At 72.8% G+C, this 16,899-nt stretch carries 16 protein-coding genes; 3 read left to right on the top strand and 13 right to left on the bottom strand.

From position 1 onward, the window contains the following. Positions 1–40: 40 nt before the first annotated feature. Together dxr and B5M43_RS05005 are read right to left on the bottom strand one after the other, a co-directional pair. Positions 41–1,141 (bottom strand): 1-deoxy-D-xylulose-5-phosphate reductoisomerase, encoded by a 1,101-nt coding sequence (dxr, locus tag B5M43_RS05010; protein WP_134745686.1) that lies wholly within the window; start codon positions 1,139–1,141, stop codon positions 41–43. A gap of 13 nt (positions 1,142–1,154) precedes the next feature. Continuing rightward, the gene (locus B5M43_RS05005) at positions 1,155–2,114 is read right to left on the bottom strand and encodes an FKBP-type peptidyl-prolyl cis-trans isomerase (protein ID WP_134745687.1); all 960 of its coding nucleotides are present in this window, start codon (positions 2,112–2,114) and stop codon (positions 1,155–1,157) included. 131 nt (positions 2,115–2,245) lie between these two features. Here B5M43_RS05005 and B5M43_RS05000 point away from each other — a divergent pair, with 131 nt between their 5' ends. The 3 genes from B5M43_RS05000 to B5M43_RS04990 all read left to right on the top strand — a co-directional run bounded on the left by B5M43_RS05000 (position 2,246) and on the right by B5M43_RS04990 (position 4,693). Next, complete coding sequence (locus tag B5M43_RS05000) at positions 2,246–3,022, top strand: 1-acyl-sn-glycerol-3-phosphate acyltransferase (protein WP_055993146.1); 777 nt, start codon at positions 2,246–2,248, stop codon at positions 3,020–3,022. Between the two features lie 27 nt (positions 3,023–3,049). Further along, entirely contained in the window at positions 3,050–3,520 is a 471-nt protein-coding gene (locus B5M43_RS04995; RefSeq protein ID WP_055993144.1) for an OsmC family protein, read from the top strand. 183 nt (positions 3,521–3,703) lie between these two features. After that, positions 3,704–4,693 carry an asparaginase gene (locus tag B5M43_RS04990; RefSeq protein WP_055993143.1) on the top strand — a complete coding sequence of 330 codons (990 nt, stop codon included), beginning with the start codon at positions 3,704–3,706 and terminating at the stop codon, positions 4,691–4,693. Between the two features lie 21 nt (positions 4,694–4,714). On the opposite strand, the gene B5M43_RS04985 is transcribed toward B5M43_RS04990, so the two are convergent. The 11 genes from B5M43_RS04985 to B5M43_RS04935 all read right to left on the bottom strand — a co-directional run bounded on the left by B5M43_RS04985 (position 4,715) and on the right by B5M43_RS04935 (position 16,888). Then, a complete protein-coding gene (locus tag B5M43_RS04985; protein WP_134745688.1) occupies positions 4,715–7,489 on the bottom strand; it encodes an FtsK/SpoIIIE domain-containing protein in 2,775 nt (924 codons plus the stop codon). Positions 7,490–7,546: 57 nt separating this feature from the next. Then, on the bottom strand, positions 7,547–8,449 hold the full coding sequence (locus tag B5M43_RS04980; RefSeq protein ID WP_134745689.1) for a PP2C family serine/threonine-protein phosphatase: 903 nt from the start codon (positions 8,447–8,449) through the stop codon (positions 7,547–7,549). A gap of 122 nt (positions 8,450–8,571) precedes the next feature. Next, entirely contained in the window at positions 8,572–9,552 is a 981-nt protein-coding gene (locus B5M43_RS04975; RefSeq protein WP_134745690.1) for an aldo/keto reductase, read from the bottom strand. 70 nt (positions 9,553–9,622) lie between these two features. Continuing rightward, positions 9,623–10,348: a DUF5684 domain-containing protein gene (locus tag B5M43_RS04970; protein ID WP_134745691.1), complete on the bottom strand. Its 726-nt coding sequence runs from the start codon at positions 10,346–10,348 to the stop codon at positions 9,623–9,625. A 94-nt stretch (positions 10,349–10,442) separates the two neighbouring features. Beyond that, on the bottom strand, positions 10,443–11,192 hold the full coding sequence (locus B5M43_RS04965) for a YaaA family protein (RefSeq protein WP_134745692.1): 750 nt from the start codon (positions 11,190–11,192) through the stop codon (positions 10,443–10,445). A gap of 5 nt (positions 11,193–11,197) precedes the next feature. Then, the gene (locus tag B5M43_RS04960; RefSeq protein ID WP_055993133.1) at positions 11,198–11,458 is read right to left on the bottom strand and encodes a F0F1 ATP synthase subunit epsilon; all 261 of its coding nucleotides are present in this window, start codon (positions 11,456–11,458) and stop codon (positions 11,198–11,200) included. 2 nt (positions 11,459–11,460) lie between these two features. Continuing rightward, positions 11,461–12,897, bottom strand: coding sequence for a F0F1 ATP synthase subunit beta (gene atpD / locus B5M43_RS04955; RefSeq protein ID WP_055993131.1), 1,437 nt, complete (start codon positions 12,895–12,897; stop codon positions 11,461–11,463). A gap of 29 nt (positions 12,898–12,926) precedes the next feature. Beyond that, complete coding sequence (locus B5M43_RS04950) at positions 12,927–13,823, bottom strand: F0F1 ATP synthase subunit gamma (RefSeq protein WP_055993130.1); 897 nt, start codon at positions 13,821–13,823, stop codon at positions 12,927–12,929. 21 nt (positions 13,824–13,844) lie between these two features. Then, positions 13,845–15,488 (bottom strand): F0F1 ATP synthase subunit alpha, encoded by a 1,644-nt coding sequence (gene atpA / locus B5M43_RS04945; RefSeq protein ID WP_055993128.1) that lies wholly within the window; start codon positions 15,486–15,488, stop codon positions 13,845–13,847. 69 nt (positions 15,489–15,557) lie between these two features. Beyond that, on the bottom strand, positions 15,558–16,340 hold the full coding sequence (locus tag B5M43_RS04940) for a F0F1 ATP synthase subunit delta (RefSeq protein ID WP_134745693.1): 783 nt from the start codon (positions 16,338–16,340) through the stop codon (positions 15,558–15,560). After that, positions 16,340–16,888 carry a F0F1 ATP synthase subunit B gene (locus tag B5M43_RS04935; RefSeq protein ID WP_055993124.1) on the bottom strand — a complete coding sequence of 183 codons (549 nt, stop codon included), beginning with the start codon at positions 16,886–16,888 and terminating at the stop codon, positions 16,340–16,342. The genes B5M43_RS04940 and B5M43_RS04935 overlap by 1 nt, the downstream gene beginning before the upstream one ends. Between the last annotated feature and the right edge of the window lie 11 nt (positions 16,889–16,899).

Below are 16,899 nucleotides of genomic sequence, written 5' to 3'. Positions count from 1 at the left end.
CTCCGCGCTGGCGCGCGTCGCAGGCCGGTTGCGCGGAACTCTAGCCCGAGATCATCCGGTCGGCCTCGGCGCGGGCCCAGGCCTCGGCCTCCGCGAGCGACTCGCGCGTGAGCTCGGCGGGGGCGTCGTGCGCGTCGACCACGCGGCGCACGGTGTCGACGATGCCGAGGAACGGCAGGCGCCCCTCGTGGAAGGCGTCGACGGCCTGCTCGTTCGCCGCGTTGTAGACGCCGGGATACGTGCGGCCCGCCTCGCCGACCTGCTTGGCGAGGGCGACGGCGGGGAAGGCCTCGTCGTCGAGCGGCTCGAACGTCCACGCCGAGGCGGCGGTCCAGTCGAGCGGCGCACCGACGCCGGGCACGCGGTGCGGCCAGTCCAGCCCGAGCGAGATCGGCAGCCGCATGTCGGGCGGCGACGCCTGCGCGATGGTCGAGCCGTCGACGAACTCGACCATCGAGTGGACGATCGACTGCGGGTGCACGACCACGTCGATCCGGTCGAAGGGCACGTCGAACAGCAGGTGCGCCTCGATCACCTCGAGGCCCTTGTTGACGAGCGTGGCCGAGTTCGTGGTGACCATGCGGCCCATGTCCCACGTCGGGTGCGCGAGCGCCTCCGCGGGCGTCACACCCGCGAGCGACGCCCGATCGCGGCCTCGGAAGGGGCCGCCCGACGCCGTGAGCACCAGCCGGCGCACCTCGTCCGCCGTGCCCGAGCGCAGCGCCTGCGCCAGCGCCGAGTGCTCGGAGTCGACGGGCACGATCTGCCCCGGCCGAGCGACGCGCTTGACCAGGTCGCCGCCCACGATGAGCGACTCCTTGTTCGCCAGCGCGAGCGTGCGCCCGGTCTCGAGCGCCGCGAGCGTCGGGCCGAGGCCGACCGAGCCGGTGATCCCGTTGACGACCACGTCCGCGTCGACCGAGCGCACGAGCTGCTCGGCCTCGGCGGCGCCCAGCGCCGTGTGCTCGACGCCGAACTCGCGCGCCTGGGCGGCCATGGCCTCGGCGTTCGAGCCGGCCGACAGGCCCACGACGACGAACCGCTCCGGGTTGGCGCGGATCACGTCGAGGGCCTGCGTGCCGATGGACCCCGTGGATCCGAGGATGACGACGCGGCGCGCTGCGGCCGGGGACGCGGTCATGCCTGCGCGCGCCTCACTGCGCCGGGGCGGGGTGCTGGGTCGCGAGGATGTCGACCACGAACGTCAGCGTCTCGTCCTGCAGCTCGTGGCCCTCGGACGACCCGTAGCCGTCGGCCGGCGGCATCGTGACGAGCACCTGCGAGCCGACCGTCTGGCCCTCGAGCGCCTTGGTGAAGCCCGGCACGACCTGGTTCGTGACGAACGCCGTCGGGGCGCCGTTCACCCAGCTCGAGTCGAACACGCTGCCGTCGGACCACTTCACGCCCGTGTACTGGACGAGCACCTGATCGCCCGACTCGACCGTGTCGCCGTCGCCGACCTTGAGCTCGCTGACCTGGGTCTCGCTGGGCGCCTCCGCGTCGGGGAGCGTGATGGTGGGCTCGCCGTCGTCGGCGAGCTCGACCGTGGGCTCGCCCCCGACGGGCTCCTGCGGGTCGCCCCACGCGGCCGACGGCGTGACGCCCGTGAGGTCGAACACGTAGACCTGGCCGGGGACCTCGCTGCCGTCCTGCCCCTGCGACGCCGGGAAGGTGCTCACGACGCGCGTGCCGACCGTGGCGCAACCGAGGATCTGGGCGAACACGCTCTCGGGCGTGATCTGCTGCGGCAGCAGCTGGCCCTCCTCGTAGCCGATCACGCCGAGCTCCTCGCCTGTCGTGGCGTCGTACGCCGACATCGCGTATTCGATGAGCTGGCCGGCCTCGATGGGCTCGCCCTCGCCCTCGGCCACGACCGTGCTCTGCAGCTCGGTGATCTCGAGCGGCTTCTCGAACGTCGCGGTCGACGCCTCGCCGGGCTCGCCCTCGACCGTCACGGCCTCCGACGCGGCTCCCGATCCGACCGCGGCGCCGCACAGGTCGCCGGCGGCGGAGGCGCTCGGCGAGGACTCGGGGGCCGGCTCGCCGGAGCAGCCGGCGAGCGCGATCGCGGTGACCGCGAGGGTGGACAGGAGGGCGGTGGAGCGAAGACGCACGGAGATACCTCGTTCGTTGGGGATTCATCCCATCTTGTCCCATTCCGGTTACGAACCGCCTGAGCAGATCGTGCGAGAGCTGCCCGGGGATCATTCCGCGGCGGGCATGGATCCCGCGTTACGCTCTTCGGATGACCTCTCAGGAGTCGCCGGCACCCGAAACCGACGAGACCGAGGCCCCGCACCAGCCCAGCTGGTTCTACACGTTCGGCCGCATGGCGCTCGCTCCCCTGGCGCGCGCCCTCTACCGCCCGCACGTCGAGGGACGCTCGAACATCCCGCGCGAAGGCGCCGTGATCTTCGCCAGCAACCATCTCTCGTTCATCGACTCGATCGCCATCCCCGTCGCCGCGGCGCCGCGGCCCGTGCACTTCCTGGCGAAGTCGAGCTACTTCGAGGGCACCGGCTTCAAGGGCTGGCTCTCGAAGGTGCTGTTCACCGCGGTCGGCGCCATCCCCGTGCGCCGCGGCGCGGGGCAGGCGGCTCTCGACGCGCTCGAGCAGCAGCGGCAGATCCTCGAGACGGGGGCCGCGGTCGCGCTGTACCCCGAGGGGACGCGCTCGCTGGACGGCCGGCTCTACAAGGGCCGTACGGGCGTCGCGTTCCTCGCCCTGCAGACCGGCGCGCCGGTCGTGCCGGTGGGCCTGATCGGGACCGACAAGGTCATGCCGGTCGGCTCGAAGTTCCCGTCGATGCGCGAGCGCGTCACGATCCGCTTCGGCGAGCCGCTCGACCTCTCCCACCACGGGCCCGCGACCTCGGGCCGCGCGCGCCGCACGGCGACGGACGAGATCATGGCGGCCATCCACGCCCTGTCGGGCCAGGAGCTCGCGGACGCGTACAACGAGTCGCCCGCGCAGACGCCGATCGAGAAGATCAAGCGCGCGCTCCCGCACGAACGACGGTAGTTCCCGTCGCGGTGCGAGACTGGCGGCATGCATCGCGAACACCGCTACGCGCTCACCGCCACCTGGACCGGCAACCTCGGTTCGGGGACCTCCGGGTACCGCGAGTACTCGCGCGACGTGACGATCGAGGTCGACGGCAAGCCCGCGCTCCTCGCCTCCTCGGACAAGCCGTTCCGCGGCGATCCGGAGCGGTGGAACCCCGAGGACATGCTGATCGCGGCCCTGTCGGAGTGCCACCTCCTGTCCTACCTGCACGCGTGCGTGGTCGCCGGGGTGGTCGTCACCTCGTACGTCGACGAGGCGACCGGGCTCATGGTCGAGGACGGCGCCAGCGGCGGCCAGTTCGCGGAGGTCGTGCTGCGCCCGCGCGTGACGGTCGCCGACGCCTCCATGATCGAGGCGGCGGAGGCGGCGCACGAGACCGCTCACGGCTGGTGCTTCATCGCGCGCTCGGTCAACTTCCCGGTCCGCCACGAGGCCACGGTCACGGTCGGCTGACCCCCGCCGCGTACCGGAGCACGGCGCCCCACCGTCGTGCGAGCGAAGCGAGCATGCCGCGGATGCGGCCCGCGCGCGAAGCGCGCCCTCACGCCTCACTGGAGCGTCAGCGACAGTGGTCGAGCGGCGAGTGGCACCGCTTGCGGTGCCCGAGCCGATCGACGGGCGTGAGATTCTAAGTAGATGTCCGAGACTTTCAGCGTGCAGGATTCCGTCGAGCTCGCGGTCGTGGAGCGCAATGGATTCGTGGAGTCCCGGCATGCGGGCTCGGCGATCGTGCTCGCGCCGAGCGGTGAGATCGTCGCGAGCCTGGGGAACCCGGATGCGCTGATCCTGCCCCGGTCCTCGCTCAAGCCGCTGCAGGCCGTGGCGTGCCTCACGGCGGGCGCCGAGCTCGCGGGCGAGCGGATGGCCCTCTCGACCGCGAGCCACGCGGGCACCGACCGCCACGTCGCGGTGGTGCGCGAGATGCTCGCGGCGTCGGGCCTCACGGAGGACCACCTGGCGTGCCCGGCGAGCTGGCCCTCGGACGTCGCCACGCGCGACGCCATGGTCCGCGATCACGCCGACAAGGCCCGCGTGCGGCACAACTGCTCCGGCAAGCACGCCGCGATGCTCGCAGCGTGCGTCGCGACCGGATGGGACGTGAACGGCTACCTCGACCCGGTGCACCCGCTGCAGCTGCACATCCGCGAGGTGGTCGAGCGGCTGACGGGCGAGAAGATCCCCGCCACCGTGATCGACGGGTGCGGCGCCCCCGTCCACGCGCTGCCGCTGACCGCCCTCGCGCGCGGCATCCACCGCATCGGCACCTCCTCCGAGCGGTCGCCGTTCGCGCTGCACCGCGTGGCCGGAGCGCTGGTGCGCACCGTGCGCGAGAACCCGTGGGCGATCGACGGGCCCGGGCGCTCCGACACCTTCGCGATCGAGCGGTTCGGCGTCTTCTCAAAGCTCGGCGCCGAGGGCGTGCAGGTCATGGTCGCCCCCGACGGCACCACGGTCGCGCTGAAGATGCTCGACGGATCGCTGCGCGCCGCCTCGCTGGTCGCGCTCAGCCTGCTCGCGAAGGCGGGCGCGGTGACCTCGGGCGACGTCGTCGACGCCGCGGCCCACCCGATGTACCGCGTCGAGGGCGGCGGCCGCGAGGTCGGCCGCATCCGCGCCACCGTCTGAGCTCGGGTCCCTGGACGTCGGTCAGGGCAGGATGATCCGCTCGGGCGGGCGGCCGTCGCGCACGAGCCAGGCACGGGATGCGCGCGTGCGGGCGTAGGGCGGGAGCTCGCGCTCGCCCAGAAGCGTGCGGAGCTCGGGCGCGCAGTCGGCGCCGACCGCGAACGGCGCGCCGCCGCGCACGTCCTGCAGGAGGGACCACTGGCGCTGCCAGGTGTCGCCGTCTCCGGCGAGCACCAGCCGCTCCCCCGGGCGATGCAGGTCCGCGAGCCGCGCACCCGGCGGGAGGTCGTCGACGGGCAGCACCCGGACGCCGGCCGGCCACGCCGCCGCGAGCTGCTCGCCGCGGCGACGCGCGGCACGCAGCACCATGCCGGCGACCGGCGCGTCGGGCACCCAGCGGGGCGGCTCCTGCACGGCCGGCGCGGGCAGCGACTCGCCGAGCGCGAACTGCACCTCGAGCCCGTCCAGCACGGCGCGCCCGGGCGGTCGGCGCGGATCGAACGTGTCGGCTGCGCCGCCGGCGGCGGCGTGCTCGGCCCGCCCCGGCAGCGCGAGCAGCGCACGGCGCGGAAGGAGGTCGGCGAAGCGCTGCACGGGCCCCGAGAGCCGCGCGGCCGTGAGCAGGACCGTCGTGCCGCTGTCCCCCGCGTCCCGCACGATCCCCTCGAGCCGGTCGGCGGTGGCCTGTGCGTACTCGGGCGGGAACCGGGTGAGCAGGGCGTCGACGTCGTCGATCACGAGCAGCGCGGGCCGGATGCGCTCTGCGCGCTCCAGCGCATCCCACGCGGCCTCGGCGTCGCGCGGCACGATCAGGGCGTCGGGCCGCGCGCCCGCCACCAGCCCGGCGACCGCCGAGCGCCCGGACCCGCCCGCGCCGACCACGACCAGGCCGCGGTCCGAGCCCGGCCGCAGGAGGACGGCGGATCGCCGCTGTCGCGCGGGCTCGTCGGCGACGCCGAGCAGGATCGCCTCGGGCGGCGGCTCCCCCACGAGCGCCACCGCGTCCGCGCGGGAGAGGCGGGTCGGCAGCGGCGGCAGCCAGGGCCCGGGGCGGCGCGGCCGATCCGCGAACCGGGCCGCGGCGGTCGCGACGTCGTCCGGCGAGGTCAGCGCGATCCGCGTCAGCCGGGCGCCGGAGTCGCCCGCGCGGCGGATCCACGCGAGCCCGCGCCCCTCCGCGCCGCCCGGGAGCGCCGCCGCTTCGTCGGTCCCGAGCAGAGCGCGGCTCTCGGCCGGCTCCGCGACCCGCAGGCCGATCCGCAGCGGGCTGTTGGCCACGAGCGCGTCGCGCAGCACGCCCCCTGCCCGCTGGGTGCCCAGCACGAGATGCAGGCCGAGCGCCCGCCCGCGGGCCGCCACGTCGGTGAAGACCGCGTGGAGATCCGGATGCTCCTGCAGCATCGCGGCGAACTCGTCCACCACGATCACGAGCCGCGGCAGGTCGACACGCGGGTCCGACACGTCCCGCGCCCCCGCCTGCGCGAGCACCGCCTCGCGGGCGCGCAGCTCGGCGCGGAGGCTCTCGACCGCGCGGCGCGCACCCCCGGCATCGAGGTCGGTGATGACCCCGGTCACGTGCGGCAGCGCTGAGAGCGGTGCGAACGCGGTGCCGCCCTTGAAGTCCGCCAGCAGGAACTGCACGCGCTCGGGAGGCAGGACGGCGGCGAGCGACGCCACCCAGGTCACCAGCAGCTCGCTCTTGCCGCTGCCCGTCATCCCCACCACCACGGCGTGAGGCCCGTCGGCCACGAGGTCGACCTGCGCGGGGGTGGCGCCCTCGACGCCGATCACCGCGCCGAGCGCGCCCGAGCGCTCAGGTGCGCGCTCCAGGAGCTCTCCGAGGCCGACCGTCCCGGCGCGGCCCGCCGACGACGACTCGGCCGCGGGCCGTCGCGCCGCGAGCTGCGCCGCGATCGCCTCCGCCTGGGCGAGCGAGACCGCCTCCGCGGCGACCGAGGCGGTCTCCCCCGCCCACGTGAGCCGTGCCTGCGGCACGGGCCCGGCCTCGAGCAGCGCCCCGCACTCCGGAGGGACCTCGCCCTCAGGCGCCACCACCGCGATCACCACGTCGGACGGCGGCGCGGGCGCCGCGGCGTCCGCGAGGGAGACGCGCAGGCCGTCTCGGGCGCCCGGGCGCCAGTGCGGCAGCCGCTCCGCCCACCCGGACTCCCCAGGCGGCACGGCCACGAGCGCCGCGTCGCCCGCCGGATGCGCGAGGCACAGCTGCAGCACCAGGCCACGGGCGATCGCCCGCGCTGCGACGGGATCGCCCTGCACGGCGACGCCCGCGCGCAGCGGCACCGTCACGGGCGCGTCGGCGAGCTGGGCCGCGCGCCGCCGCAGCTCCCTCCCCTCGGCGTCGTCGTCCCCCACGGCCACCCGCACGATGCTCGGCACACGGCCGCGGCCGACCACCAGCTCGTCCGCGCCGCTGCGCCACTGCCGCCGCGGGTCCTTGATCAGCGCCGCCACGTCGGGCCGCTCGCGCCATCGCGTCGCCCGCTCTGCGGCGTGCCGCCGCGCGACCTGCTCGCGCGCCCGGCGCAGCGCCGCCTCGCGCTCGGCTCGCGCTTCGCGGCGCCGGCGCCGCCCGCTGCGGGCACCGTCGATCAGCGAGGCCACGGCCATCAGCGGTCCGAGCGCGGCGAAGCAGAGCGCGAGCAGGGAGCCGGTGACGGCCCAGATCGCGACCGACGCGACGACGGGGACGACCGAGGCGACGATCGGAAAGGGCCCGCGGCGGGGCGGGGGTTCCGGGGTCGGCAGGGTGATGGGCTCGTCGTGCGCTGCGGGCATGCGCCCAGTCCAGCGGCTCCGCGAGCGCGGCGCGGCGGCGCGGACGGCCCCGGCGGATTACTCGCGCGCGTCGTCGCCTGTGGACGAGTCGTCGGCGGGCTCCGCCGGCGGGTCGAACGTGTCGTGCGGGTCGGCCTCGGGCAGCTCCCGCGTGTCGGCGTCGTCGGGGCGCACCTGGCCCGGCACCGTGACGTTCAGCACCACGATCGTGATGTTGTCGCGCCCCCCGTTCTCCAGCGCGGCTTCGAGCATGGCGTCGACCGCCGCCTCGGGCTCTGGGTGCAGACGCAGGAAGTGGAGGATGCCGTAGTCCGTGAGCTCCTTGGTGAGCCCGTCCGAGCAGATGACGAACCGGTCCCCGTCGCGCACGTCGAGGCGCACGTAGTCGGGCACGGCGCCCTCGCTCGGCCCCACCGCGCGCGTGATCACGTTGCCGTACGGGTGGTTCTCGGCCTCCTCGGGGCTGAGGCGCCCCGCCGCGACGAGCTCCTGGACGAGCGAGTGGTCGGTCGTGACCTGCGCGAGCGCGTCGTCGCGCAGCAGGTAGACGCGGGAGTCGCCGATGTTCAGCGCGACCCAGGTCGCCTGGTCGTCGGTGATGTCGAGGTACACGCCCGTCACGGTCGTGCCGGTGCCCTCGTCGGTCGTCTCGGGGTGGTCGCCGATGTCGCGGACGGCCTTGATCAGCGCCTTCTCGATGCGCTCGGGCGAGACCGGGCCCTTGCCCACCATGCGCTGGAGGCGGTCGACCGTGCTCGCGCTGGCGATCTCGCCCCCGATGTGGCCGCCCATGCCGTCGGCGACGACGAACAGCGGGAACGCCGTGAGCAGGGCGTCCTGGTTGATGTCGCGCTTGCGGCCGCGGTGCGTGACCCCGGCCCACGTCAGGATGGCGTCGACGCCAGTGGGCAGCGTGACCGTCTGCGACTGCGCCGTCGTCGGGGCGTCGGACACGGGCATGGACCTCCGATATCGGGCGACGGGGTCGACCCGGGGTGCAGGGCCGGTCCGTCGCGGGCTCTCACATCCTATCGGCAGCCCGCCGACGCGCCGCGCCGGCCCGCTGACCGGCGCGGGACGCGTCAGATCACGGGCACCGGCGGCCCGGGGAACAGCCCGTCGAGCACGACCTGCTCCTCCGGCGTGGGGCGCCAGGCTCCGCCGGCGGCGGCGTTCGCGGCGACCTGCTCGGGCGAGGTCGCTCCCGCGATGACGCTCGCCACGCCCTCCTGCGCGAGCAGCCAGCCGTAGGTCGCCTCCAGCATGGTGATGTCGCGCACGTCGCAGAAGGCCTGATACGCCTCGAGCGCATCCCACGGCGCGTCCCGCCACAGGTGGGGCCGCTGGGACATGATGCGGCTCCCCGCCGGTCCGCCCTCGCGCGTGAACTTGCCCGTCAGCAGCCCGTTGTACAGCGGGAAGTACGGGAAGAACCCCAGACCGTAGCGGCGGACCGCCGGCAGCACCTCCCGCTCGGCGCCGCGCTCGAGCAGCGAGAACTCGTTCTGCGAGGAGATGAATCCGGACCGGACGCGCGCGCGGGCGGTGAGCTCGGCCTCCGCGATCTGCCATCCGACGAGATTGGAGTGGCCGTAGTAGCGGATCTTGCCCTCGCGCACGAGGTCCTCCAGCGCGTCGAGCGTCTCCTCGATCGGCGTCTCCGGATCCGGCGTGTGCAGCTGGTACAGATCGATCCAGTCCGTCTGCAGGCGCGACAGCGACGCCTCGACCGCGCGCCGGATATACGCCCGCGAGCCCTTTGCTCCGGCCGCGGGGCCGAAGCCCATGTCGCGCGCGTAGTGGCCGAACTTGGTCGCGAGCACGACCTGGTCCCGCCTGCCACGCAGCGCCTCGCCCATGAGCGACTCGCTCACGCCCTCGCCGCCGTAGATGTCCGCGGTGTCGAGGAACACCACGCCGTGCTCGATCGCGGCGTCCAGCACCGCGCGGGTCCCCTCGAGCGTCTCGGTGGCGGTCCCCTTGCGGCCGAAGTTGTTGCAGCCGAGGCCGACCTCCGACACCAGCAGACCCGATCGACCGACCCGACGCATCGCCACGCTCATGCCCCCACGCTAACCGACGCGGAACGGCCCCGCGCCGACGGGTCGGTGCGGGGCCGTTCGGGGCTGGTCGCTACGGCGCGGGCGGCGCCGGCGGGGTGGTGCCGGCCGGCGGCTCGTCGGAGCGGGGCGCGCCGGGCGCGGGCGGCGGCACCGGCGGGACCGCGCCGCCCTGCACGGGCGGAGTGGGCGCCTGGCCGGGCTGCGCGGGATATCCGGGCTGCGGGTGTCCCTGCGGCGCCGGCGGCTGACCGTAGCCGGGCTGACCGTAACCCGCCTGGCCGTAGCCGGGCGCGACCGCGGCGGTCTGCGTCGGCACGCCGTCCCACTGGGTGTTGTCGCCGAGGAAGGCGTTGCCCGCCCACGGAGCCGGCGGCACCGCCTGGTTCCAGCGCGACCTGTCGAACGCGAGGATGCCGAGCCAGACGATCGAGAGGAGCACGTAGAGGACGACCCACCACGCCTCCTTCTGCAGCTTCAGGCCGATGCGGTAGGCGGCGATGGCCGAGAACACCGCGAGGGCCAGGCTGAACAGGTAGCCGATGCCGATCCAGCTGAGCAGGATCGCGCCGCCGAAGCCGTAGAGCACCAGCCACGGGCTGAGGTCGCCGAGCTTGAAGAAGACCATCATGTTGTAGACCGGCACCCAGGCGCGCCACGCGCCCTGCACCCCGGCCTTCTGGAAGATCTTCATCATGAAGAACGAGGTCAGGACGTAGATGACGATGGCGAAGAGGATCATCAGGCCCGTCATGGCCAGCAGCGCGGCGGCGAAGGCGCCGTCGTCGTAGGAATTCATGCGTCCTCCTGGAGATCTGCGTGCGGCGTTCCGCCGCGGCTCCAGGTTAGCGATCCTGAGTGCTTGCTGAACAGAGGCGCGCGCGATCGGGCGATCAGCCCTCGCCGACCAGCTCGACCTCGCCCGCCCGCGCGCCGGGCCGGATCACGAGTCCCTCCGTCGCGGCCCACGCCACGAGATCGCCCACGTCCGACAGCGCCGGGCGGGTCTGCGCGAGCCGCCGGGTCAGCAGCCCCTTGGCCTTCTTGTTGAAGTGGTTCAGGGCGCGCACGGTGCCGTCCGCCCCCTCCGCCACGACCCGCACGTAGGTGCTCGCGACGCCGGCGGGCACCGGCCCGAGCGCCGCGTAGGCCTCGGAGCGCAGATCGATCACGAGACCGCGCAGGCCGCCGAACGCCTCGGCCACGGCCGGGGCCCAGTGCCGTCGCAGCGGCGGCACCCCGGGCAGCGAGGCGCCGGCCGCGAGCCGGTACGACGGGATGGCGTCGAGCGCGCCCACCGGGCCGAGCAGCGCGGTCTGGATCAGCGCGCGCTCGCCCAGCCAGGCGCGCGCCTCCGCGCCCAGGGTCGCGGCGTCCAGCGCGTCGAACAGCACGCCGGTGTAGCGGTCCACGGCGGGCATGGTCGGCGCGGTGCGCAGGGCGGCGTTCACCTGGATCTCCCCGAGCTGGCGGGGCGAGAGCTTCAGCACGCGCGCGGCGAGGTCCGGATCGGCGGACAGCGCCACGACGGACGCGACGACGGCCTCGCGCCGCGGTGCGAGCACCGGCAGCGCGAGGCCGTCGTAAGCGAGTGGCGCGTCCGATCCGCCTGCCCGCTTCGTCTCCGAAGGGGGCAGGAGGATCGTGGTCAGGAGCTCAGCGTCGCGTGACCCGCGACGATCGTGAGGCGGTTGTTCTCCATCGACACGAAGCCGTCGCGAGCGTCCGCGATCACCTTGGTGCCGTCCTCCTGGGTGATGCGCACCTGGCCGTCGCCCAGGATCGCGAGCACCGGCTCGTGACCCTGCATGAAGCCGATCTCACCCTCCGTGGTCTTGGCGACCACGAGGTTCGCCTCGCCCGTCCAGACCTCCGCCTCGGCGGAGACCAGGGTGACCTGAAGGCCCATGCTCAGCCGTTCTCCTTCTGGATCTGCGCCCACTTGGCCTCGACGTCGCTGATGCCGCCGACGTTGAAGAACGCCTGCTCGGCGACGTGGTCGAACTCGCCCTTGACGATCGCGTCGAACGACTCGATGGTCTCCTTGATCGGCACGGTCGAGCCCTCGACACCCGTGAACTTCTTCGCCATGTAGGTGTTCTGCGAGAGGAACTGCTGGATGCGGCGCGCGCGGGCGACGACGATCTTGTCCTCTTCCGAGAGCTCGTCGACACCGAGGATCGCGATGATCTCCTGCAGCTCCTTGTTCTTCTGCAGGATCTGCTTCACGGCGGTGGCCACGCGGTAGTGGTCCTCGCCGATGTAGCGCGGGTCCAGGATGCGGCTGGTCGACGTCAGCGGGTCGACGGCCGGGTACAGACCCTTCGACGCGATCTCACGCGAGAGCTCGGTCGTGGCGTCGAGGTGCGCGAACGTGGTCGCGGGGGCCGGGTCGGTGTAGTCGTCGGCCGGCACGTAGATCGCCTGCAGAGAGGTGATCGAGTGGCCGCGCGTCGAGGTGATGCGCTCCTGGAGCACACCCATCTCGTCCGCGAGGTTGGGCTGGTAGCCCACGGCCGAGGGCATGCGGCCCAGCAGGGTCGACACCTCGGAGCCCGCCTGCGTGAAGCGGAAGATGTTGTCGATGAAGAGCAGCACGTCCTGCTTCTGCACGTCGCGGAAGTACTCCGCCATCGTCAGGGCCGACAGGGCGACGCGCAGACGCGTCCCCGGCGGCTCGTCCATCTGACCGAACACGAGGGCGGTCTTGTCGAAGACGCCCGCGTCCTCCATCTCGTGGATGAGGTCGTTGCCCTCACGCGTGCGCTCGCCGACGCCGGCGAACACCGACACACCGCCGTGGTCCTGCGCGACGCGCTGGATCATCTCCTGGATGAGGACGGTCTTGCCGACGCCCGCGCCGCCGAAGAGGCCGATCTTGCCACCCTGCACGTACGGGGTGAGCAGGTCGATGACCTTGATGCCCGTCTCGAACATCTGGGTCTTCGACTCGAGCTGGTCGAAGTTCGGGGCCTTGCGGTGGATGGGCCAGCGCTCGGTCACCTCGATGGTCTCGCCGTCGGGCAGGTTCAGCACATCGCCCGTGACGTTGAAGACCTTGCCCTTGGTGACGTCGCCCACGGGCACCGAGATGGGGGCGCCGGTGTCGCGCACCTCCTGGCCGCGGACCATGCCGTCGGTCGGCTTCAGCGAGATGGCGCGCACCATGTCGTCGCCGAGGTGCTGGGCGACCTCGAGCGTGATCTCGGTGGCCTGCTCGCCGATGACGATCGTCGTCTTGAGCGCGTTGTAGACCTCGGGGATCGCGTCGTGCGGGAACTCGATGTCGACGACGGGACCCGTGACGCGGGCGACCCGTCCGACGACCGCGGTCTCAGTGGCAGTCATTTTTCGTCTTTCCTCTTCTGGGTTCCAGCTCAGGACGCCAGGGCGTCGGCACCGCCGACGATCTCGGCGATCTGCTGCGTGATCTCGGCCTGACGCGCGTTGTTGCGCAGGCGGGTGTAGTCGGTGATGAGCTTGTCGGCGTTGTCGCTGGCCGACTTCATCGCCTTCTGCGTCGCGGCCTGCTTGGCGGCGGCCGACTGCAGGAGGGCGTTGAAGATGCGGCTCTGGATGTAGACAGGCAGGAGCTTGTCGAGCACGGCGGTCGCGTCGGGCTCGAACTCGTACAGCGGGTAGACCTCGCTGCTCGCCTCGGCCGTCGCGTCGCCCTCGACGACCGCGAGCGGGAGCAGGCGCACCTGGTCCGCCTCCTGGGTCATCATGCTGACGAAGCGGTTGTAGACGATGTGGATCTCGTCCACGCCGCCCTCGGACGCGTCCTTCTCGTACGCCTCCAGCAGCACGTCGGCCATCTGCTCGGCGGTCTCGAAGCGCGGCACGTCGGCGTCGCCCACCCACTCGGCCTCCGCCGCGATGTGGCGGAACTGGAAGTAGCCGACGGCCTTGCGGCCGAACAGGTAGAACGCGACGTCCTTGCCCTGCGAGCGCAGCAGCTCCGCCAGCTCCAGCCCCTCGCGGATGACCTGCGAGTTGAACGCGCCGGCCAGGCCGCGGTCCGAGCTGAGGATGACGATCGCCGAGCGCTTGACCGACTCCGGCTCCCGCGTGAGCGGGTGGTCGATGTCGGTGTGCGTGGCGACCGCGGAGACCGCACGCGTCACCGCGCGGGAGAAGGGGCTGGACGCGTTCACACGCGCCAGCGCCTTCTGGATGCGCGAAGCCGCGATGAGCTCCATCGCCTTCGTGATCTTCTTGGTCGTCTGAGCAGAAGAGATCTTCTGCTTGTACTCCCTGAGCTTTGCTCCCATGATGCGTCTTCTCCGCGAGGCTTACGCCCGGCGGCCCTTGACGATCTTCTCCTGGTCGACGTCGGCGGCGTCGGCCGCCTGGTGCTCCTCGTGGCCCGGAGCCGTGAGGGGAACGCCCTTGCCGCCCTGGAACTCGAGCAGGAACGCGTCGATCGCCTTGTCCATCTCCGCGACCGTGTCGTCCGACAGCTGGCCGCTGTCGCGGAGCGTGTCGAGGATGGTCGTGTTGCGGCGCAGGTGGTCGAGCAGCTCGCGCTCGAAGCGCAGCACGTCCTCGACCTCGATCGTGTCGAGCTTGCCGTTCGTGCCGGCCCAGATCGAGACGACCTGCTCCTCGGCGGGGTACGGCGAGTACTGCGGCTGCTTGAGCAGCTCGGTCAGGCGCGCACCGCGGGCGAGCTGACGGCGCGAGGCCGCGTCGAGGTCGGACGCGAACATCGCGAACGCCTCCAGCGAGCGGTACTGGGCGAGCTCGAGCTTGAGCGTGCCCGAGACCTTCTTGATGTGCTTCAGCTGCGCGTCGCCGCCGACTCGCGAGACCGAGATGCCCACGTCGACCGCGGGACGCTGGTTCGCGTTGAACAGGTCGGACTGCAGGAAGATCTGGCCGTCGGTGATCGAGATCACGTTGGTCGGGATGTAGGCCGACACGTCGTTGGCCTTGGTCTCGATGATCGGCAGACCCGTCATCGAGCCCGCGCCCATGTCGTCCGACAGCTTCGCGCAGCGCTCGAGCAGGCGCGAGTGCAGGTAGAAGACGTCACCGGGGTACGCCTCGCGGCCCGGCGGGCGGCGGAGGAGCAGCGACACGGCACGGTAGGCCTCGGCCTGCTTCGACAGGTCGTCGAACACGATCAGGACGTGCTTGCCGTCGTACATCCAGTGCTGGCCGATGGCCGAGCCGGTGTACGGGGCCAGGTACTTGAAGCCCGCCGGGTCCGACGCGGGGGCCGCGACGATGGTGGTGTACTCCATCGCGCCGGCCTCCTCGAGGGCGCCCTTCACCGAGGCGATGGTCGAGCCCTTCTGGCCGATCGCGACGTAGATGCAGCGGACCTGCTTGGTCGGGTCGCCCGACTCCCAGTTCGCCTTCTGGTTGATGATCGTGTCGATCGCGATCGCGGTCTTGCCGGTCTGGCGGTCGCCGATGATCAGCTGGCGCTGGCCGCGGCCGACCGGGATCATGGCGTCGATCGCCTTGATGCCCGTCTGCATCGGCTCGTGCACCGACTTGCGCTGCATGACGCCGGGCGCCTGCAGCTCGAGGGCGCGGCGGCCCTCGATGCCGGTGATCTCGCCGAGGCCGTCGATCGGGTTGCCGAGCGGGTCGACCACGCGGCCGAGGTAGCCCTCGCCCACGGGGACCGAGAGGACCTCGCCCGTGCGGGTGACCTGCTGGCCCTCCTCGATGCCGGCGAACTCGCCGAGGACGACGACGCCGATCTCGTGCTCGTCCAGGTTCTGGGCGAGGCCGAGCGTGCCGTCGCCGAAGCGCACGAGCTCGTTGGCCATGACGCCCGGCAGGCCCTCGACGTGGGCGATGCCGTCGGCCGCGTCGGTGACGGTGCCGACCTCGGTCGCCGCGTCGCCGGTGGGCTCGTAGGCGGCGACGAAGTCCTTCAGCGCGTCACGGATGACGTCGGGGCTGATCGTGATGTCTGCCATTGTCTTCCTTCAGGTTGTGGGATCCGCGATCCCCAAAAGCGATTCCGCCGGGGCGGCAAGTGTGGAGGGTCAGCCGGCGAGCTTCTGGCGCACGTCCGCGAGACGCGACGCGATGCTGCCGTCGATGACGTCGTCCGCGATCTGCACGCGCACGCCGCCGACGACCGAGGGGTCGACGATCGCGCTGATCGTCACCTCGCCGCCGTACGTGCGCGAGAGCGCGGTGGCCAGACGCTGTGTCTGCGCCTCGGTGAGCGGGGTCGCCGTGGTGACCGTCGCGACCGTGCGGCCGCGCTGCGCGGCCACGATGCGGATCGCACGCGACAGGATCGCGCGGACGCGGCGGTTGCGCGGCTGCTGCACGAGCGACGAGACGACCAGCGTGGTGCCCTCGCCGGCGCGGCCGCCGAGGAGCGTCTTCATCAGGTCGCCCTTCGCCGCGCCGTCGCCCAGGCGGCTGCCCAGCGCGAGCTCGAGCTCGGGGTTCTCCGCGACGATGCGGGAGACGCGGAACAGCTCGCCCTCGAGGTCGCCGTGGTCGGCCTTGGCGGCCGCCCGTATGGCGAGCTCCTCGAGACCGTCGAGCAGCTCGTCCTGCGACGACCACCGCTGGGCGGCGGTCGTCGCGAGGAGCGACTGCGCGGTCGGCGACAGCGAGCCGAACACGCGCGCGACGAGCGCGCTGCGGGCCTGGGGAGCCGCGGTCGGGTCGGCGAGCGCGCCGCTCAGGGCGCGCGAGCCGGCGACGGCACGGGCGGCCGCGAACAGCTCGCGAGCCGTGTCGAGGTCGACCGTCGCGGTGCCCAGTGCCTGGGCCTGCGCCGCGAGCGCCTGAGTGGTCGCGCTGCCCATTACTTGGCCGCCTTCTCGGACGCCTCGAGGTCGGCCAGGAAGCGGTCCACCACGGCGGCGGCCTTCTGGTCGTCCGTCAGCGTCTCGCCGATGACGTTGCCGGCGAGGTCGATCGCGAGCGCGCCCACCTCGCTGCGCAGCGTGACGAGAGCCGTCTGGCGCTCGGCCTCGATCTGCGTGTGCGCGGTGGCGGTGATGCGCTCGGCCTCCGCGGCCGCGTTGGCCTTGGCCTCGGCGACGATCCGCTTGCCGTCCTCGCGGGCGGCCTCGCGGATGTCGCCGGCCTCCTTGCGGGCCTCGGCGAGCTGCTTCGTGTACTCCTCGAGGGCGGCCTCGGCCTGACGCTGGGCCTCGTCGGCCTTCGCGATGTTGCCCTCGATGGCCGCCGAACGCTGGTCGAGCATGGCCGTCAGGCGCGGCAGGGCCACCTTCCACACCACGAAGAGGATGACGAGGAAGCAGAGCGCCGACCAGATGATGTCGTACCACGCCGGCAGGAGCGGGTTCGGCGTCTCCTCCGCGGCGACCGTGACAAGAGCGTTCAGCATCCTGTCTCCTT

Source organism: Microbacterium sp. MEC084, assembly GCF_004514465.2.
GTDB lineage: Bacteria > Actinomycetota > Actinomycetes > Actinomycetales > Microbacteriaceae > Microbacterium.
This window is presented reverse-complemented; position numbering and strand designations above follow the sequence as displayed.